Below are 19703 nucleotides of genomic sequence, written 5' to 3'. Positions count from 1 at the left end.
TCGGCCGTGAAATGGATGTAGGACACACCTCGGTACGAGGAGATCTCACACAGATGATGGATCACCGGTGGGCCGAATGATCCATACGCCGTGGATCACTCTTTCGATCAAGCCAACGAGACCAGATCCGCGTAGTCGGCGCCCCACAGGTCCTCGATGCCGTCCGGCAGCAGGATGATCCGCTCCGGCTGGAGCGCCTCGACCGCGCCCTCGTCGTGGGTCACCAGGATCACCGCGCCCTTGTAGGTGCTCAGCGCGCCGAGGATCTCCGCGCGGCTGGCCAGGTCGAGGTTGTTGGTGGGCTCGTCGAGGAGCAGGACGTTCGCCGAGGAGACGACCAGGGTCGCGAGGGCGAGACGCGTCTTCTCACCGCCGGAGAGGACCCCGGCCGGCTTGTCGACGTCGTCGCCGGAGAACAGGAAGGAACCGAGCGTCTTGCGCACCTCGACGAGGTCGAGGTCGGGCGCCGCCGAGCGCATGTTCTCTAGGACCGTGCGCTCCGGGTCCAGGGTCTCGTGCTCCTGGGCGTAGTAGCCGAGCTTGAGGCCGTGACCGGGGACGACCGCGCCGGTGTCCGGCTGCTCGGTCCCGGCCAGCAGGCGCAGCAGGGTCGTCTTGCCCGCGCCGTTGAGACCGAGGATGACCACGCGCGAGCCCTTGTCGATGGCCAGGTCGACGTCGGTGAAGATCTCAAGGGAGCCGTACGACTTCGACAGACCCTCGGCCATCAGCGGGGTCTTGCCGCAGGGCGCGGGCTCGGGGAAGCGCAGCTTGGCGACCTTGTCCTGCTGCCGTACGGCTTCCAGGCCGGAGAGGAGCTTGTCGGCGCGCTTGGCCATGTTCTGCGCGGCGACCGTCTTGGTGGCCTTGGCGCGCATCTTGTCGGCCTGCGAGTGCAGGGCGGCCGCCTTCTTCTCGGCGTTCTGCCGCTCGCGCTTGCGGCGCTTCTCGTCGGCCTCGCGCTGCTGCTGGTAGAGCTTCCAGCCCATGTTGTAGACGTCGATCTGGGCGCGGTTGGCGTCAAGGTAGAACACCTTGTTGACGACCGTCTCGACCAGGTCGGCGTCGTGGGAGATCACGATGAAGCCGCCGCGGTAGGACTTCAGGTAGTCCCGCAGCCAGACGATCGAGTCGGCGTCGAGGTGGTTCGTGGGCTCGTCGAGGAGCAGGGTGTCCGCGTCCGAGAACAGGATCCGGGCCAGTTCGATACGGCGGCGCTGACCGCCGGAGAGGGTGTGCAGCGGCTGGCCGAGCACCCGGTCCGGGAGGTTCAGCGCGGCGGCGATGGTGGCGGCCTCGGCCTCGGCGGCGTACCCGCCCTTGGTGAGGAACTCCGTCTCCTGGCGCTCGTACTGCCTGAGGGCCTTCTCCCGGGTGGCGCCCGAGCCGTTGGCGATGCGCTGTTCGTTGTCGCGCATCTTCTTCAGCAGGACGTCGAGGCCGCGCGCGGAGAGGATGCGGTCGCGGGCGAGCACGTCGAGGTCGCCGGTGCGGGGGTCCTGCGGGAGGTAGCCGACCTCGCCGGAGCGGGTGATCTGGCCGGCGGCGGGCATGCCCTCGCCCGCGAGGCACTTGGTGAGGGTCGTCTTCCCCGCGCCGTTGCGGCCGACCAGGCCGATGCGGTCGCCCTTGGCGACACGGAAGGTGGCGGACTCGATGAGGACGCGTGCACCGGCGCGCAACTCGATACCGGAGGCGGAGATCACGGACAGACTCCTGGGCGATGTGGGGTGGCAGGTGGGCGGCTGAGGACGTTCCCGCCGTCTAATGCGCGAGGAGAATGGCCATGGGCCAAGTCTAACGGGGGCGGGCAAGCGCTTTTCCTTGGTTCGGGTGTTCGGTTGGTCTCCCTCGTTCGGGCCAGCGTCCGGCGCCGGGGCCGGTGTGCCGGGCGACGATGGCCGCATGCAGTTCGACGACGACGCGAGGCTCGACACCTCCGAGGTGCAGGACGTGCGCGGCAGCCGGATCCCCGGTGGGAAGGCGACCGTCGGCGGCGGCATCGCCGGACTGATCGCCCTGGTTCTCGGTCTCCTCCTGGGCGTCGGGCCGGACCAGCTCGGCCTCACCGACAGCGGCGGCGGGCCGGTGGCCACGGCCTCCGGGCTCGCACAGGTGCAGCAGAGCTGCCGGACCGGGCAGGACGCGAACACCCGCGACGACTGCCGGACGGTGGCCGTCGTCAACAGCGTGCAGGACTACTGGGACCAGGAGTTCGCGCGGCGCGGCGGTTCCTATACGCGGTCGCCGACGGTCTTCTTCAGCGAGCGGGTCGGCACCGCGTGCGGCTCGGCGACCTCGGCGGTCGGGCCGTTCTACTGCCCCGGCGACCGGAAGGTCTACCTCGATCTCGGCTTCTTCGACGACCTGCGCTCTAAGTTCGGCGCGAGCGGCGGGCCGTTCGCGCAGGCGTACGTGGTGGCCCACGAGTACGGGCACCACGTACAGGACCTGATGGGCACGCTGAGCCGCTCGCAGGACGGGCGCACGGGCGCCGACAGCAACGCCGTGAAGGTGGAGCTCCAGGCGGACTGCTACGCCGGGGTGTGGGCGCACCACGCGACCACGACGAACGACGAGTCGACCGGGCGGCCGCTGATCACCAGCCTCACCGCCGCCGACATCGACGAGGGCCTGGACGCGGCGGCGGCCGTGGGCGACGACCGGATCCAGGCGCGGTACCAGGGCCGGGTGACACCGGAGTCGTGGACGCACGGGTCGGCGGCGCAGCGCCGGCAGTGGTTCCAGCAGGGGTATCGGGCTGGTGACATGAGGCAGTGCGACACGTTCCGCTGATCGGTGTTCCGCCTGGTCAAGGACGGTTTCGGGGCCGTTGTCAGTGGTGGCTGCCAGACTGTCGGCAGACGGTTTTTCCGGACTTGTGGTCACAAGGGAGTGATCGGCATGGCAGGCACACGCGAGGGGCGTCCGAGCATCTACCCGACCTTGCAGTACGCCGACGCGAAGGCGGCGATCAAGCAGCTCACGGAAGCCTTCGGGTTCACCGAGCTCGCGGTGTACGAGAGCGAGGACGGCCTGGTGGCCCACGCCGAGCTGGTGCAGGGCAACGGCGCGGTGATGCTCGGCTCGAAGGGCACCGGCAGCGCCTACGACAAGCTGATGAAGGACGCGGGCCCGACCGGGGTGTACGTCGTCGTGGACGACGTCGACGCACACCACCGGCGCGCCGTGGAGCACGGCGCGGAGATCCTGATGCCCCCGACGGACCAGGAGTACGGCTCGCGGGACTACATGGCCCGGGACGCCGAGGGCCATGTGTGGAGCTTCGGCACGTACGCCCCGGAGATACCCGCCTGACCGGAGACACCCGCCTGACTCACCCTCCGGTGTGCACCTGGAAGGCGGCGCGGCGCACCGCCTTGGCGAGCGCCGGGTCGGGGTGCGCGGCGGCGAGCGCGACCAGGACCTGCACGGTCCGGGGGTGCCCGACGGCCCGCACCTCGTCGAGGAGCTGGGGCACGGTCGGCTGGAGCGCGGACTCCAGATGCCGCACCAGCATCGGCGCCTCGCCGTGGTCGGCGACGGCGGCCGCGGTGTCGACCCACAGCCAGGTGGCCTCTTCCCGGGTGAGGACCTCGTGGGCGTCCTCCGGATCGATCCCGTCGTGCTCGGCCAGCCACAGCAGGGCGTACGGCCGCAGGGTGGGCTCGTCGGCCACCGAGCGGACGTCCGGCTCGGCGGGGGCGCCGACCACTCGCAGCGCCTCGAAGGCGAGGCCGCGCAGCAGGGCGTCATCGCCGCGGGCGGCGGCGATCAGCTCGGTGACGGCGCTGCCGACGGGGCGGGCGGCGAGCCAGGCGCGGTACTCGGCGCGGGCCGCGTTGGGGCGCAGCTGGGCGCAGCCGCGCAGCATCTCGTCGGCGGCGACCTCGATGTTCCCGGCGGGGCTCTGCGCGGCGACGCAGATCTGCTCCAGCTTGACCCAGACCGCCCAGCTGCCGAGCGGGGTGAGGGTGGCCTGGCCGTCGCCGTAGGTGAGGGCGCCGACGGAGGCGAGGGCGTGCAGGGCCCAGTCGAGAAGGGGGGCGAGGGGGGCGTCCTGAGGGTCCGCCGCCTCGGGTTCCTCGGTGGGCTCCGGCTGGGGGCCGTAGGGGATCTCGCAGCGCTCGGTGCGCAGTTCGGTGACGCGCTGCTCCAGGAGGTCCAGGAGCTGCTCGACCGGGACGGGCCCGGCGGAGAGCTGGAGGAAGGAGAGCACCTGAGGCATGGCCGAGACGACCTCGGCTACGGCGGCGGCCTCGCGGCCCTCGGGCTCCGGGTGGGCGAGCGACCAGGCGTCGAAGAGGGCGACCCAGCCGCGCAGTACGGCGCTGTCGTCGCGGTCCCAGGCGCGCAGCCGCCAGCCGGGGCGGGCGCTGTCGCCGTGCACCTCGACGAGGCCGGCGAGCCGGGCGGTGTCCCAGTCGGCCCGGACCTGAGCGGCGGTCAGGCCGAGGTGGTCGGCGGCCCGTCGGGCGGTGGCCTCGGAGAGGGTGGCCTTGCCGTCATCGGTCGCGCCGTCGCCGCCGGGGCCGAGTGCCGCGTCGGCCCAGTGGGCGATGCGGGCCGCGTCGGCGAGACCCGAGCGCGCCATTCTGGCCAGTTCCGCGGGGGCCGGTGTGCCCTCCGGCGGGCGGGGCGCGGCGCGGCGTGGGCGCCGCTGGTTCACAGCTGAGGGGGCGGCGGCCAGGGGTCGCGGACGGACGAGTCGAAGCCTGGAGTCGCGCGGAATACGGGACGTCACGGGTGCAGTCTTCCGGTTGACGGTCCGAAAACCCAAACGGAATGTCACGGCGGGCGACGGGGATGGCCAACGCCGGGGCCCTGCGGAGGGGGATACACCGAGATCAGGCCAGTGGTACGGGGTTAAACGGAACCTCTGGCACCGGGTGCGGGGAGGAGGGGGCGGGTCACATCAGCGGGGTCAGGAAGCGGCGCAGGGCTTCCTCGTAGGCCTGCGGGTCGGCGTTCCACATCGCGGCGTGCGGGGCCCGCCGGACGGTGTGCAGGGCGATGCGGCTCGGGTGGGTCGCGGCGAGGCGGCGGGAGAGGTCCCAGGGGGCGAGCGTGTCGTCCGGGCCGTGCAGGATCAGGGTCGGCGGCGGGGGCGGGTGGGGGACGGTGTCGCCGGCGGCGGTGAGGACCGGGGCCGGTGCGGGGGCGCCTGAGCGGTCGAGGCGATCGAAGCGGTCGGCGTAGAGGCCCGAGCGGTCGCTGGGCAGGCCGGTGCGGCCCTGGGCGGCGCGGACGGCGAGCGGGAGCAGGACGGAGGGGGTGTTGCGGGCGGCGGCGAGGGCGCGCAGGGTGCGTTCCCAGCTGAGGACCGGGGAGTCGAGGATCAGACCGGCCACGCGGTCGCGGAGTTCGGAGTGGACGGCGGCACGCAGGGCCATGGTGGCGCCGGTGGACCAGCCGAACAGGGCGACGCGGCGGGCGCCGTTGTCCAGGGCGTGGCGGATCGCCGCGTCCAGGTCCCGCCACTCGGTCTCGCCGAAGTGGTTCAGGCCGTCCGGGGGGCGCGGGGCGCCGAGGTCGCCGCGGTAGGAGAGGGCGAGGACGGGGAAGCGGTGGCGGTGCAGGAACCCCATGAGGTTCAGGGGGTGTTCGCGGGTCGCGCCGAGGCCGTGGACCAGGATGATCCAGGTGTCGCGGGCGCCGGGCACGAACCAGGCGGGCAGGGTGCCGAGTTCGCCGAGCACCTCGGTGTCGGCGTAGTCGAGACCGAGGGCGGACTTCGGGTCGCCGCTGTGGAGGCTCGGGGTGAGGTGGACCTTGTCGCCGGGTTTCAGGGTGCCGTACGAGACGCGCTCCAGGCGGCGGACGACGGTGTCGGCGGTGTGGGGTTCGGAGGGCAGGACCGCGCCGACGACCGCGTGCGAGGTCTCGCCGACCAGGCCGTAGGTGCCGGGGCGCAGGGCGGCGAGGTCCCGGGTGAGCGCGATGCGGCCGGCGGCCGTGGCGTGCACGGTGAGCCGGGGTTCGCCGGGCAGCGCCCGGCCGGGCGGCGCCTTGAGCCCGGCGTCGCTGGCAAGCCTTCCGGCAACGATCCCGGCCGCGCCGGCCGCCAGGGCTGCGGTGACGGCAGCGGCCGTCGCGGTGACAGTGCGCACGGATTCAGTGTCCTGGGGGACGGGGTTGTCGGCCAGTGGGAGGCCGGGGTGGAGTGAGGGTGAGCGCTGGGGCGCGGGGGGGGGAGTGGAGGGCGGGGGTGCGGCGGGCCGCGGGTCGGGGCGGGCGGTGTCGGGATCGAGGTCACGGTCAAGGTCGCTGTCGCTGCGGCGCTCGCGGTCGGGATCGAGGCCACGGCCGGGATCGCTGTCGGGATCGAGGTCGAGACCGGGATCACCGGGGCTGTCTTTGTCGGATCGAGGTCGCGTCCTGGATCGGCGTCGGCGTCGGCGTCGGGGGATGCGCCGCGCCACCGCGAGTTCCCCCGCCCGCTCCCCTCAACCCCGCCGCCTCGTCCCGGCTGCCTCGACTCCGCGACCGCGCCTCGGCTGCCTCACCGGGTCACCCCACTCCGGCACCCCAACCTCGCCGCCTCAACCCGGCCGCCCCAACCCGACCGCCGCCTCACCCCCGCTGCCCATACCCCCGCAGCCTCTCCCCCGCCTCCGCGACCTGTTCCTCGGTCAGTAGATGTGGGGGCAGGTCGGGGATTGAGCGGGCCGTCAGCCAGAGGTGGCACATCCACTCCAGTTGGGCCGTGCGGTCGTAGGCGCGGGTGAGGGTGTCGCCGTGGGTGATCGTGCCGTGGTTCTGGAGGAGGCAGGCGGAGCGGTCGGCGAGGGCGTGCAGCATGTTCTCGGCCAACTCGTCGGTGCCGTAGGTGGCGTAGGGGGCGACCCGGACGGGGCCGCCGAGCGCGCCGGCCATGTAGTGGATCGCCGGGAGCTCGGGGACGAGGGTGGAGACGGCGGTGGCGTGCACCGCATGGGTGTGCACGACCGCGCCGGCGTCCGTGCTGCGGTACACCGCGAGATGCATCGGCAGTTCACTGGTCGGCACGAGCGTGCCGAGGACCTGCCGGCCGTCGAGGTCGACACCGGTCACGTCGTCCGGCGTGAGCCGGTCGTAGGGCACACCCGACGGTGTGACCAGGACGGTGTCCCCGACCCGCACCGACACATTGCCGGAGGTGCCGACGACGAGTCCGTCGGACACGGTCCGGCGGGCCGTGTCGACGAGCGCCTCCCAGGCCTCGGCCTCCTCGGGACGCGCGCTCCTCCCCCACGACTCGAACGCATCCTGTGCGCCGCCCCCGACACCCCGTCCGCCCCGCGGTTCCCGCGGTTCCCGCTGCTGCCCGTCCATGCGCCGATCCTGCCAGCCGGGCCGCCAAGTCGCCGTCGAGCGGGGCACTTTAGGGCGGAAGTCAACCCTCCGGCAGGGCACATAGACGGATACGTCACCCTCTCGGGTGGCTTGGCCGGAGATCGACCGCAATTCGATGATCTTCCAGTAATCTCGGGGCCTCGTTGTGCACGACGCCATTCCGGGGGGACACATGGCCCGTGATCGCAAACCGTTCCGTCACCGCACCCGCGCCCTGGCCGCGTCCGTGGCCACGCTGACCGTGGGCGGCATCGCACTCGCCGAGACTCCGGCGAGCGCGGCGAGCCTGCCCAAGGGGCACGACGTCTCTTCGCACCAGAAGAACGTCGACTGGCAGAAGGCCAGGACGAAGGGCGCGCGGTTCGTCTACATCAAGGCGACCGAGTCGACCAACTACCGCAACCCGCACTTCACCCAGCAGTACAACGGCGCGCGCGACGCCGGCATCATCCGCGGGGCGTACCACTTCGCGCTGCCCGACAAGTCGTCCGGCAGGAGCCAGGCGGCGTACTTCGTCCGCAACGGCGGCGCCTGGAGCGCGGACGGCTGGACGCTGCCGCCGGCGCTCGACATCGAGTACAACCCGTACGACAAGAAGCACAAGTGCTACGGCATGTCCAAGGCGAGGATGGTCGGCTGGATCAAGTCCTTCAGCGACGAGGTGAAGCGGCTCACCGGCCGCCGCCCGGTGATCTACACCACCGCCCACTGGTGGAACACCTGCACCGGCGGCAGCGGTGCCTTCGCGGCCAACCACGCCCTGTGGGTGGCCCGCTACAACGCGGCGGACGCGGGAGCGCTGCCCGCGGGATGGTCGTACTGGACGATCTGGCAGTACGACAACAGCGGCAGCCTGCCGGGCGACCAGAACCTCTTCAACGGGTCGGCGAGTCAGCTGAAGCGGTTCGCGAGGGGAACATAGCCTCTTCTGGACACCGTGCGGACCGCCCCAGTTCATCTTCCGTTTACCCAGGTTACTTACGGTCGTCCGACCAATGACTTCAAAAGAATGCCTGGGTAAATGGAAAACTTCTCGCTGATCCTCGCGATTGTGGTGGTAACTGCACTCGCGTTCGATTTCACGAACGGTTTCCACGACACCGCCAACGCGATGGCCACCACCATCTCGACCGGCGCACTCAAGCCCAAGGTCGCGGTGGCCATGTCCGCCGTGCTCAACCTGGTGGGCGCCTTCCTCTCGGTGGAGGTCGCCAACACGATCTCCAAGGGTCTCGTCGACGAGACCGGCATCCGTCCCGAGGTCATCTTCGCCGCCCTGGTCGGCGCGATCCTCTGGAATCTGCTGACCTGGCTGGTGGGCCTGCCCTCCAGCTCGTCGCACGCCCTGATGGGCGGTCTGATCGGCGCCACCATCGCCTCGGCGGGCATGGGCGCGGTCCACGGTGACGTGCTGGTCACCAAGGTCCTGATCCCGGCCATCGCGGCCCCGATCGTGGCGGGCGTCGCCGCCATGCTGGCGACCCGCCTGTCCTACTCGCTCGGCAAGAAGGCCGACGGCAGGGCCGCCGCGAAGGGCTTCCGCGCGGGCCAGATCGCCTCCGCCGGCCTGGTCTCCCTCGCCCACGGCACCAACGACGCCCAGAAGACGATGGGCATCATCACCCTCGCCCTGGTCGCCGGCGGCGCCGTCGCCCCCGACTCCGACCCGCCCACCTGGGTCATCCTCTCCGCGGGTCTGGCCATCGCGCTCGGCACCTACCTCGGCGGCTGGCGCATCATCCGCACGATGGGCAAGGGCCTGACCGACCTCCAGCCGCAGCAGGGCTTCGCCGCCCAGACCAGCGCGGCCACGGTCATCCTGGCCTCCTCGCACCTCGGCTTCTCCCTCTCCACCACCCACTCCGTCTCCGGTTCGGTGATGGGCGCGGGCCTGGGCCGCAAGGGCGGCGTGGTCCGCTGGTCCACGGCCACCCGGATGTTCGTGGCCTGGGGGCTGACGCTCCCGGCGGCGGCCCTGGTGGGCGCGCTGGCCGAGTCCGTGTGCGACCTCGGCGACTGGGGCACCGCGGTGGTGGCGGTCTTCCTGATCGCGTCCAGCGCGGCGATCTGGAAGATCTCGCGCCGCGAGGTCGTGGACGCGTCCAACGTCAACGAGACCGAGGAGCCGCCCGGTGTGGTGACCACGGCGATCGCCGCGGTGACGCCGCCGCCGGCCGGAACGGTGAGCGAGAGCCTCACGGCCACGATCGCCTCCCCGGTCGCCACGTCCGCCACCGCCACGGACCCGGCCACCCCGCCGGCCGCCGTCTGAGCCCCAAGGAACCAACACCATGAAGATCGACTGGGAAGCCCTCGGCTCCGTCTTCGGCGTCAGCCTCGTGGTCACCGTGGGCCTGGTGGCCCTGTTCACCCTCGGCATCATGGGCCTGTCCCGCCAGGAGCGCGCCCAGACCGAGGGCGGCTCCGCGCCCCTCGCGGTCACCGGCGCCTACGCCTGCTTCGCCGCGTGCGCGGCGGCGGTGGCGTACGGGATTTCGCTGATCGTGGCCTGACGGCCACACGCGCACCACGGGGTGCGGGACGGATCACCGTCCCGCACCCCTTTTTTCGTGGCCCCGGGAACAGTCCCCGTGTGGGGTTCTGCACACTCCTCCATCGCAGGTCAACAGCAAGTTGACTGCCCTTCCAACACCGTGGTGGACTGCCGGGGCCATGTACGACGGCAGGAGAGGAAGCCGGTGTGAGTCCGGCGCGGTCCCGCCACTGTGACCGGGGTAGGTAGCCCCGGGAGCCAGGAACTCTCGTCGTCGGTCTCGTCGAACCAGGGCGTGGACACCCTGAGTGAGGACATAACGCGATGCCCGCCTGCCCTGATCGCGTCTTCGCGTACGGCGCCGCCGCCGGACTTCTGGGGGACCTGCTGCTCGGCGATCCGCGTCGGGGGCATCCGGTCGCCGCGTTCGGGCGGGCCGCCGGGGCCGTGGAGCGGGCGCTGTGGCGGGATCACCGGGGGCGGGGCGCGGTGCACACCGCCGTGTGTGTCGGGGGTGCCGTCGCCCTCGGTGCGCTGGCCCAGCGTGTCGTACGACCGTCCCGTACCGCTTCCGTCGCGCTGACCGCCGCCGCCACCTGGGCCGTTGTCGGGGGCACGTCCCTCGCGCGCGAGGCCCGGAGCATCGGGCGCGCTCTGGACGAAGGGGATGTGGAGGCCGCGCGGGAGCGGCTGCCGCATCTGTGCGGGCGGGATCCGCAGGCGCTCGACGCCGACGGGATCGCCCGGGCCGTCGTCGAGTCCGTCGCCGAGAACACCTCCGACGCCGTCGTGGGGGCGCTCGTGTGGGGTGCGGTCGGCGGGGTGCCGGGGCTGCTCGGGTTCCGGGCCGTCAACACGCTGGACGCCATGGTGGGCCACAGGTCGGCCCGGTACCGGCGGTTCGGGTGGGCCTCCGCCCGGCTCGACGACCTCGCCGGGTGGCCGGGGGCGCGGCTGACCGCCGTACTCGCGACGGTGGCCGGGGGTGATCCGCGGGGTGCCGTGCGGGCGTGGCGGGAGGATGCCGGCAAGCATCCGAGCCCCAACGCCGGGCCTGTGGAGGCGTCCTTCGCGGGGGCGCTCGGGGTGCGGCTCGGGGGGACGTTGTCCTACGCGGGGCGGGTCGAGCACCGGCCCGTGCTGAATCGGGAGGGGCGCGCCGTGGCCTCGTACGACATCGAGCGTGCCGTACGGCTGTCGCGGCGCGTCGGTCTGCTCGCGCTCGGTGCCGGTGCGGTCGCCGCGCGGCTGATCCGGAAGGGACGTACGGCATGAGCGGGGGGCTTCTCGTCGCCGGGACCACCTCGGACGCCGGCAAGAGTGTCGTCACGGCCGGGATCTGCCGGTGGCTGGTGCGGCAGGGGGTCAAGGTCGCGCCGTTCAAGGCGCAGAACATGTCCCTCAACTCCTTTGTCACCAAGGAGGGTGCGGAGATCGGGCGGGCGCAGGCCATGCAGGCGCAGGCCTGCCGGGTCGAGCCGACCGCGCTGATGAATCCCGTGCTGCTCAAGCCCGGTGGGGAACAGAGCAGTCAGGTCGTGCTGCTCGGGAAGCCGGTCGGGGAGTTGAGCGCTCGTGGGTATCACGGGGGCCGGCAGCAGAAGTTGCTCGGGACCGTGCTCGACTGTCTCGCCGAACTGCGGGGCACGTATGACGCGGTGATCTGTGAGGGGGCGGGGAGTCCGGCGGAGATCAACCTGCGGCGGACCGACATCGTGAACATGGGGATCGCCCGGAACGCCGGGCTGCCCGTGCTGGTCGTCGGGGACATCGACCGGGGCGGTGTCTTCGCCTCGTTCTTCGGGACCGTCGCGCTGCTCAGCCCCGAGGACCAAGCGCTTGTCGCCGGGTTCCTCGTCAACAAGTTCCGGGGGGATGTCAGTCTCCTGGAACCCGGGCTGGACATGCTCCACGGGCTCACCGGGCGGTCCACGTACGGCGTGCTGCCCTTCCGGCACGGGCTCGGGATCGACGAGGAGGACGGAATGGGGGTCCGGAACACCCGAGCCTCCGCCCCGGTGGGCGAGGACGTGCTGCGGGTGGCCGTGTGCGCGGTTCCGCTCATGTCGAACTTCACCGATACCGACGCCCTCGCCGCCGAACCCGGTGTCGTGGTGCGGTTCGTGGACCGGGCGGAGGAGCTGGCCGACGCCGACCTCGTCGTCATCCCGGGGACCCGGGGGACGGTCCGCGCGCTGGAGTGGCTGCGCGAGCGGGGGCTGGCGGAGGCGCTCGTCCGAAGGGCCGCGGAGGGGCGTCCGGTGCTCGGTATCTGCGGCGGGTTCCAGATCCTCGGCGAGCACATCGAGGACGAGGTCGAGTCGCGCGTCGGCGCCGTCGACGGCCTCGGTGTCCTGCCCGTCCGCGTGCGGTTCGCGCGGGAGAAGACCCTCACCCGGCCCGTGGGCGAGGCCCTCGGGGAACGGGTCGAGGGGTACGAGATCCATCACGGGGTCGCCCAAGTAGCCGGCGGAGACGCCTTCTTGGACGGCTGCCGGGTCGGCCAGACCTGGGGCACGCATTGGCACGGCTCCCTGGAGTCGGACGGCTTCCGGCGGGCCTTTTTGCGCGAGGTGGCGGCCGCCGCGGGCCGCCGGTTCGTGCCGGCCCCCGACACCTCGTTCGCCGCGCTGCGCGAGGAGCAGCTCGACCGGCTCGGCGACCTGATCGAACAGCACGCGGACACGGACGCGCTGTGGCGGCTCATCGAGTCCGGCGCGCCGCAAGGACTGCCTTTCATTCCACCGGGAGCGCCCGCATGAGCACTGTGTTGTTGTTGTCGACCGCCGACACGGACCTGCTGGCGGCGCGGGCCGCCACGGACGCGTCCTACCGGATCGGCAACCCGACGCGCGTCGACGTCACGGCCGATCTGCCCGCGCTGGTCGAGGGCGCGGACATCGCCGTCGTACGGCTGCTCGGCGGCAAGCGAGCCTGGGAGGACGGGCTGGCCGCGCTGAAGGCGTCCGGGATCCCGACCGTGCTGCTGGGCGGGGAGTCGGTGCCGGACGCCGAGTTGATGGCAGAGTCGTCGGTGCCGGCCGGTGTGGTGGCGGAGGCGCTGCGGTACCTCGTCGAGGGCGGGCCCGCGAACCTGGTGGAGCTCGCGCGGTTCCTGTCCGACACCGTGCTGCTGACGGGTGAGGGGTTCGTCGAGCCGCAGAAGATGCCGGAGTTCGGCGTTCATGGCTCGTACGGCTACGAAGAGGGCCGCCCGACCGTCGGCGTGCTCTTCTACCGGGCCCATGAACTGAGCGGCAACACCGCCTTCGTGGACACCCTGTGCGACGCGATCGAGGCGAGGGGGGCCAACGCCCGTCCCGTGTACTGCGGTTCGCTGCGCGGAGCGGACGCCGGGCTGTACGAGCTGCTCGCCAAGGCCGACGCCCTCGTCGCCACCGTCCTCGCCGCCGGTGGCACCCATGCCTCCGAGGCGTCGGCGGGCGGGGACGAGGAGGCCTGGGACATCGGGGCGCTCGCCGACCTCAACGTGCCGGTGTTGCAAGGGCTTTGTCTTACGTCGTCCCGGGCGGCCTGGGACGAGTCCGACGCCGCCCTCTCCCCCATGGACGCGGCCATGCAGGTCGCGATCCCGGAGTTCGACGGGCGGCTGATCACCGTGCCGTTCTCGTTCAAGGAGCAGGGGCCGGACGACGTCCCGGTGTACGTGGCCGACCCGGAGCGGGCCGCGCGGGTCGCCGGGATCGCCGTACGGCACGCGGAGTTGAAGCACAAGCCGAACGCCGAGAAGAGGCTGGCGCTGGTGTTCACCGCGTATCCGACCAAGCACTCGCGGGTCGGGAACGCGGTGGGCCTTGACACGCCCGCTTCGGCGGTGCGGGTGCTGGACGCGCTGCGGGATGCCGGGTACGTCGTCGAGGGGCATCCGGACAACGGCGACGAGTTGATCCACCGGCTCATCAACGCCGGTGGGCACGACGTCGAGTGGCTCACCGAGGAGCAGTTGGCCGCCGCGCCCGCGCGCGTGCCGCTCGCCGACTACCGGGCGTGGTTCGACAAGTTGGACCCGTCGTTGCGGGACGGGATGCTGGAGGCGTGGGGTGAGCCGCCGGGCTCGCTGTACGTCGACGGGGACGACATCGTGCTGGCCTCCCTGCAGTTCGGGAACGTCGTCGTGATGATCCAGCCGCCGCGCGGGTTCGGGGAGAACCCGATCGCGATCTACCACGACCCGGACATGCCGCCGTCGCACCACTACATGGCGGCTTATCGATGGCTGGAGACTGCATCTTCTCAAGCGGGCTTCGGCGCGGACGCGATCGTCCACATGGGCAAGCACGGCACGATGGAATGGCTGCCCGGCAAGGGACTTGGGCTCAGCGGCGGTTGCGCACCGGACGCCGTGCTCGGTGAACTCCCCCTGATCTACCCGTTCATCGTCAACGACCCCGGCGAGGGCACCCAGGCCAAGCGGCGCGGGCACGCCACCGTGGTCGACCACCTGGTGCCGCCGATGGCGCGGGCCGACACCTACGGCGACCTGGCCAAGCTGGAGCAGCTGCTCGACGAGTACGCGCTGGTCTCCGACCTGGACCCGACGAAGGCGCCTGCTGTGCGGGCGCAGATCTGGACGCTGGTCAAGGCGGCCGAGCTCCATCACGACCTGCATGTCGAGGACCAGCCGGACGACGCCGACTTCGACGAGTTCGTCATGCACATCGACGGCTATCTGTGCGAGATCAAGGACGTGCAGATCCGGGACGGCCTGCACATCCTGGGCGGCGGGCCGGTGGACGAGGCCCGGGTGAACCTGGTGCTGGCCGTGTTGCGCGCCTCGCAGGTGTGGGGCGGTCAGGCGAACGCGCTGCCGGGGCTCAGGGCTTCCTTCGCGGCCCATTTCGGGCTCAGCGAGAAGGAGTTGCTGGCCGAGCCGGGGGCGCCGGTGAAGGTGCCGGTGGAGCTGTCCGACCTCGTCGAGGGGCCGGCGCGCACGGCCGCGGACGCCATCGACCTGCTGGAACAGCTGTGCCGGCGGGTCGCGGAGGGCATGGAGGAGCGCGGCTGGGCGGTCGCCGAGAGCCGTTCTCTCGTACGGGAGGTCCTCGGCACCGAACTCCCGGACGCCGTCGCGGTGTTGGAGTTCGCCTGCAACGAGGTCGTGCCACGGCTCGCGAAGACGACGGACGAGATCGACCACATCCTCAAGGCGCTGGACGGCGGTTACGTCCCGGCCGGGCCGTCCGGCTCCCCCACCCGTGGGCTCGTCAACGTCCTGCCGACCGGCCGGAACTTCTACTCCGTCGACCCCAAGGCCATCCCGTCCAGGCTGAGTTGGGAGGTCGGGCAGGCGCTCGCGGACTCGCTGGTGCAGCGGTACCTCCAGGACACCGGGGAGTACCCGAAGTCCGTCGGCCTGACCGTCTGGGGCACGTCCGCGATGCGTACGCAGGGCGACGACATCGCCGAGATCCTGGCGCTGCTGGGGTGCCGGCCGGTGTGGGACGAGGCCTCGCGGCGGGTGACCGGGTTCGAGGTCATCGGGCTCGAAGAACTCGGGCGTCCCCGCATCGACGTCACCGTCCGGATCTCCGGCTTCTTCCGGGACGCGTTCCCGCACGTGGTCGGGTTGATCGACGACGCCGTGCGCAAGGTCGCCGAGCTGGACGAGCCCGCCGACCGCAACTTCGTACGTGCGCACGCCGACGAGGACACCGCCGAGCACGGTGACCGTCGGCGCGCCACCGCACGTATCTTCGGCTCCAAGCCGGGGGCGTACGGCGCCGGGCTGCTGCCGCTGATCGACGCGCGGAACTGGCGCTCCGACGCGGACCTCGCCGAGGTGTACGCCGTCTGGGGCGGCTACGCCTACGGGCGCGGGCTCGACGGGCGGGCGGCGCGCGGGGACATGGAGACGGCGTTCAAGCGGATCAACGTCGCCGCGAAGAACGTCGACACCCGGGAGCACGACCTCGTCGACGCCGACGACTACTTCCAGTACCACGGCGGCATGGTGGCCATGGTGCGCCACCTTACGGGCGCCAACCCCGAGGCGTACGTGGGTGATTCGGCGACTCCGGACCAGGTGAAGACCCGCACGCTGGGCGAGGAGACGCATCGCGTCTTCCGGGCCCGGGTGGTCAACCCGCGCTGGATGGCGGCCATGCGGCGGCACGGCTACAAGGGCGCCTTCGAGATGGCGGCGACCGTCGACTACCTCTTCGGCTACGACGCCACGGCCGGGGTCGTGGACGACTGGATGTACGAGAAGCTCAGCGCGGAGTACGTCTTCGACCCGGAGAACCGGGACTTCATGAAGCAGTCCAACCCCTGGGCGCTGCGCGGTATCACCGAACGGCTCCTGGAGGCCGCCGACCGGGGGCTGTGGGCGGAACCGGACGCGGACACGCTGGAGCGGCTGCGGGCCACCTATCTGGAGCTCGAGGGCGACCTGGAGGGCGACGACCAGTGACAACCCCCTTCCCTTTCACGGCCGTTGTCGGCCAGGACGACCTGCGGCTCGCGCTGCTGCTGAACGCCGTGTCCCCGGCGGTCGGCGGGGTGCTGGTGCGCGGCGAGAAGGGCACCGCCAAGTCGACGGCGGTACGGGCCCTTTCGGCGCTGCTGCCTGAGGTGTCCGTCGTCGCCGGGTGCCGCTTCTCCTGCGACCCTTCGGCGCCGGACCCGGCGTGCCCGGACGGGCCGCACGAGTCGGGTACGGGCGCTTCCAGGCCCTCCCGCATGGTCGAACTCCCCGTCGGGGCCTCCGAGGACCGGCTGGTCGGCGCTCTCGACATCGAGCGGGCGCTCGCGGAGGGCGTGAAGGCCTTCGAGCCGGGACTGCTCGCCGACGCGCACCGGGGCATCCTCTACGTCGACGAAGTGAACCTGCTCCACGACCACTTGGTCGACCTGCTGCTGGACGCCGCCGCGATGGGCGCCTCGTACGTCGAGCGCGAGGGCGTCTCCGTGCGGCATGCCTCGAAGTTCCTGCTCGTCGGGACCATGAACCCTGAAGAAGGTGAATTGAGGCCCCAGCTGTTGGACCGGTTCGGGCTGACCGTCGAGGTCGCGGCCTCTCGGGAGCCCGACCAGCGGGTGGAGGTCGTCCGGCGGCGGCTCGCGTATGACGACGATCCGGCCGGTTTCGCGGCCCGTTGGGCGGACGAGGAGGCTTCCGTACGGCAACGGATCGTCGCGGCGCGGGAGTTGCTGCCGTCGGTGCGGCTGGGCGACGGGGCGCTGCGGCAGATCGCGGCGACCTGTGCGGCGTTCGAGGTCGACGGGATGCGCGCCGACATCGTGATGGCGCGGACGGCGACCGCGCTGGCGGCCTGGGCCGGGCGGACCGACGTGCTCGCCGAGGACGTACGGCAGGCCGCGCTGCTCGCGCTGCCGCACCGGCGGCGGCGGAATCCCTTTGACGCGCCGGGACTTGACGAGGACAAGCTCGACGAGACGCTGGAGGAGTTCAGCGGTTCCGAGGACGAGGATCCGGATCCGGACGGGCCCGGTGGGGGTGGGCAGCCGCCGTCGTCCGACGGTCCTGAGGCCGACGGCGGTTCCGGTGCGCAGCCCGAGGCCGGGGACAGTGGGGAGCCTCAGGCCGGCGGTGCCGGTTCCGGGGAACAGTCCGCCGTACGGGCCTCCGAGCCGTTCCGCACCAAAGCGCTGAGCGTGCCCGGGATCGGTGAGGGTGCCGCCGGGCGGCGGTCGCGGGCGCGGACCGAGCACGGGCGGACCACCGGGGCCCGGCGTCCCCAAGGGGCCCTGACGAAGCTGCACTTGGCGGCGACCGTGCAGGCGGCCGCGCCGCATCAGCGGGCGCGGGGGCGGTCGGGGCGCGGGCTCGTCGTACGCCGTGACGATCTGCGGCAGGCGACGCGGGAGGGGCGCGAGGGGAACCTCGTGCTGTTCGTGGTCGACGCGTCCGGGTCGATGGCGGCGCGGCAGCGGATGAGCGCCGTGAAGGGTGCCGTGCTGTCGCTGCTGCTGGACGCGTACCAGCGGCGGGACAAGGTGGGACTGGTGACGTTCCGGGGGTCGGCCGCGGAGGTCGCGCTGCCGCCGACCTCGTCGGTGGACGCGGCGGCGGCCCGGCTGGAGACCCTGCCGACGGGTGGCCGTACCCCGCTCGCGGCCGGGCTGCTGCGGGCGCACGAGGTGCTGCGGGTGGAGCGGCTGCGGGATCCCGCGCGGCGGGCGCTGGTCGTCGTGGTGACGGACGGACGGGCCACGGGCGGGCCGGAGCCGGTGGCGCTGGCTTCGCGGGCGGCCCGGCTGTTCGCCGCCGACGGGGTCGCCTCCGTGGTCGTCGACTGCGAGTCCGGGCCCGTGCGGCTGGGGCTGGCCGGGCGGCTCGCGGGTGAACTCGGGGGTACGGCGGTCACTTTGGACGAGTTGCGGGCCGACTCGATCGCCGGGCTGGTCAAGGACGTACAGAGGAGGGCCGCGTAATGCCGCAGGGGCAGCCGAGTGTCGTGCCGGACGACGGACTGACGACCCGTCAGCGTCGTAACCGGCCGCTGGTGGTCGTGCATACGGGGGTTGGCAAGGGCAAGTCGACCGCTGCCTTCGGGCTTGCCTTGCGGGCCTGGAACCAGGGGTGGCCCATCGGGGTGTTCCAGTTCGTCAAGTCGGCGAAGTGGAAGGTCGGCGAGGAGAACGCGCTGCGGGTGCTCGGCGCCAGCGGTGAGGGCGGGTCCGTCGACTGGCACAAGATGGGCGAGGGCTGGTCCTGGGTCCAGCGCGATCTCCAGGGGGACAACCTCAGCAACGAGGAGAAGGCCCGGGAGGGCTGGGAGCAGGTCAAGCGGGATCTGGCCGCCGAGACGTACCGGCTGTACGTACTCGACGAGTTCGCCTACCCCATGCACTGGGGGTGGGTGGACACCGATGAGGTGATCGCGGTCCTGCGGGACCGGCCCGGGACCCAGCACGTCGTCATCACCGGGCGGAACGCTCCCGAGAAACTGGTCGACTTCGCCGATCTCGTCACCGACATGTCCAAGGTCAAGCATCCGATGGACGCGGGGCAGAAGGGCCAGAAGGGCATCGAGTGGTGAGTTCCTCCGTCCCTCGGCTGGTCGTCGCCGCGCCCTCCTCGGGCAGCGGCAAGACCACCGTCGCCACGGGTCTGATGGCCGCGTTCGCCGCGCGGGGGCTTGCCGTGTCCCCGCACAAGGTCGGGCCGGACTACATCGATCCCGGCTACCACTCGCTCGCGACCGGGCGGGTGGGGCGGAATCTCGACGCGTATCTGTGCGGGCCCGAGCTGGTCGGGCCGTTGTTCCTGCACGGGGCGCGGGGGTGTGACATCGCCGTCGTCGAGGGGGTGATGGGGATGTTCGACGGGGCCGCGGGGGAGGGTGAACTGGCGTCCACCGCGCATGTCGCGAAGTTGCTGCGGGCGCCGGTGGTGCTGGTCGTCGACGCGTCGTCGCAGTCGCGGTCGGTGGCCGCTCTGGTGCATGGGTTCGCGTCGTGGGATCCCGAGGTGCGGGTCGGGGGCGTGATCCTCAACAAGGTCGCGTCGGACCGCCATGAGGCCTTGCTGCGGGAGGCGTTGGACTCGGTCGGGGTGCCGGTGTTCGGGGTGTTGCGGCGGGTGGCTCAAGTGGATACGCCTTCGCGGCACTTGGGGCTGGTGCCGGTTGCCGAGCGGCGGGCGGCTGCGGTGGATGCGGTTGCGGCGATGGCGGAGCAGGTTGCTCAAGGGTGCGATCTGGAAGGGCTGCTGGGGCTGGCGCGGGGTGCGGGTGCGTTGTCGTGTGCGGCGTGGTCTGCGGCCGAGGCCCTGGGGGCTGCGCCCCCAGACCCCCATCGGCCCGAAGGGAACAGGAAGCTGCCCGCGCGGTCGGCGCCGCCGATCCAGCGCTCGCCTATCGCGGCGGCCGTGGCGTCGTTGTCGAGGGCG

General features: G+C 72.0%; 15 protein-coding genes and 1 riboswitch. Of the genes, 11 read left to right on the top strand and 4 right to left on the bottom strand.

Annotation, left to right across the window (positions count from 1 at the left end; genetic code table 11):
* Window positions 1-107: 107 nt before the first annotated feature.
* Entirely contained in the window at window positions 108-1706 is a 1599-nt protein-coding gene (locus ABZ896_RS32670) for an ABC-F family ATP-binding cassette domain-containing protein (RefSeq protein ID WP_360936974.1), read from the bottom strand.
* 199 nt (window positions 1707-1905) lie between these two features.
* On the opposite strand from ABZ896_RS32670, the gene ABZ896_RS32665 reads away from it, so the two are divergent.
* Both ABZ896_RS32665 and ABZ896_RS32660 read left to right on the top strand, forming a co-directional pair.
* Window positions 1906-2796, top strand: a complete 891-nt coding sequence (locus ABZ896_RS32665; protein ID WP_360936972.1) for a neutral zinc metallopeptidase — start codon at window positions 1906-1908, stop codon at window positions 2794-2796.
* A 108-nt stretch (window positions 2797-2904) separates the two neighbouring features.
* Window positions 2905-3318 (top strand): VOC family protein, encoded by a 414-nt coding sequence (locus ABZ896_RS32660; RefSeq protein ID WP_360936970.1) that lies wholly within the window; start codon window positions 2905-2907, stop codon window positions 3316-3318.
* 19 nt (window positions 3319-3337) lie between these two features.
* Here the strand turns inward: ABZ896_RS32660 and ABZ896_RS32655 are convergent, their stop codons facing one another.
* The 3 genes from ABZ896_RS32655 to ABZ896_RS32645 form a co-directional block, all read right to left on the bottom strand.
* Window positions 3338-4744 (bottom strand): hypothetical protein, encoded by a 1407-nt coding sequence (locus tag ABZ896_RS32655; RefSeq protein WP_360936968.1) that lies wholly within the window; start codon window positions 4742-4744, stop codon window positions 3338-3340.
* Between the two features lie 166 nt (window positions 4745-4910).
* Window positions 4911-6110 (bottom strand): alpha/beta hydrolase, encoded by a 1200-nt coding sequence (locus ABZ896_RS32650; RefSeq protein ID WP_360936966.1) that lies wholly within the window; start codon window positions 6108-6110, stop codon window positions 4911-4913.
* A gap of 463 nt (window positions 6111-6573) precedes the next feature.
* Entirely contained in the window at window positions 6574-7314 is a 741-nt protein-coding gene (locus ABZ896_RS32645) for a class II aldolase/adducin family protein (RefSeq protein ID WP_360936964.1), read from the bottom strand.
* Window positions 7315-7507: 193 nt separating this feature from the next.
* Between ABZ896_RS32645 and ABZ896_RS32640 the strand changes: the two genes are divergently transcribed.
* From ABZ896_RS32640 to ABZ896_RS32600, 9 genes are all read left to right on the top strand, one after another.
* Window positions 7508-8257, top strand: a complete 750-nt coding sequence (locus tag ABZ896_RS32640; protein WP_360936962.1) for a lysozyme — start codon at window positions 7508-7510, stop codon at window positions 8255-8257.
* A 99-nt stretch (window positions 8258-8356) separates the two neighbouring features.
* Window positions 8357-9607 carry an inorganic phosphate transporter gene (locus tag ABZ896_RS32635; protein ID WP_360936960.1) on the top strand — a complete coding sequence of 417 codons (1251 nt, stop codon included), beginning with the start codon at window positions 8357-8359 and terminating at the stop codon, window positions 9605-9607.
* 19 nt (window positions 9608-9626) lie between these two features.
* The gene (locus ABZ896_RS32630; protein WP_360936958.1) at window positions 9627-9848 is read left to right on the top strand and encodes a hypothetical protein; all 222 of its coding nucleotides are present in this window, start codon (window positions 9627-9629) and stop codon (window positions 9846-9848) included.
* Window positions 9849-9984: 136 nt separating this feature from the next.
* Window positions 9985-10117: riboswitch (cobalamin riboswitch) on the top strand.
* Between the two features lie 36 nt (window positions 10118-10153).
* Window positions 10154-11104, top strand: coding sequence for a cobalamin biosynthesis protein (locus tag ABZ896_RS32625; protein ID WP_360936956.1), 951 nt, complete (start codon window positions 10154-10156; stop codon window positions 11102-11104).
* Entirely contained in the window at window positions 11101-12591 is a 1491-nt protein-coding gene (locus ABZ896_RS32620; protein WP_360936954.1) for a cobyric acid synthase, read from the top strand. Before ABZ896_RS32625 ends, ABZ896_RS32620 begins: the two co-directional genes overlap by 4 nt.
* A complete protein-coding gene (cobN, locus tag ABZ896_RS32615) occupies window positions 12588-16259 on the top strand; it encodes a cobaltochelatase subunit CobN (RefSeq protein WP_360936952.1) in 3672 nt (1223 codons plus the stop codon). The genes ABZ896_RS32620 and cobN overlap by 4 nt, the downstream gene beginning before the upstream one ends.
* Entirely contained in the window at window positions 16256-18244 is a 1989-nt protein-coding gene (locus ABZ896_RS32610; RefSeq protein WP_360936950.1) for a putative cobaltochelatase, read from the top strand. The genes cobN and ABZ896_RS32610 overlap by 4 nt, the downstream gene beginning before the upstream one ends.
* Window positions 18244-18852, top strand: a complete 609-nt coding sequence (gene cobO / locus ABZ896_RS32605; protein WP_360936948.1) for a cob(I)yrinic acid a,c-diamide adenosyltransferase — start codon at window positions 18244-18246, stop codon at window positions 18850-18852. Before ABZ896_RS32610 ends, cobO begins: the two co-directional genes overlap by 1 nt.
* On the top strand, window positions 18849-19703 hold an 855-nt coding region (locus ABZ896_RS32600), incomplete at its 3' end, for a cobyrinate a,c-diamide synthase (protein WP_360936946.1). The genes cobO and ABZ896_RS32600, both read left to right, overlap by 4 nt.

This window comes from Streptomyces sp. NPDC047072, assembly GCF_040643855.1.
In the GTDB taxonomy this organism is placed as follows: Bacteria; Actinomycetota; Actinomycetes; order Streptomycetales; family Streptomycetaceae; genus Streptomyces.
This window is presented reverse-complemented; position numbering and strand designations above follow the sequence as displayed.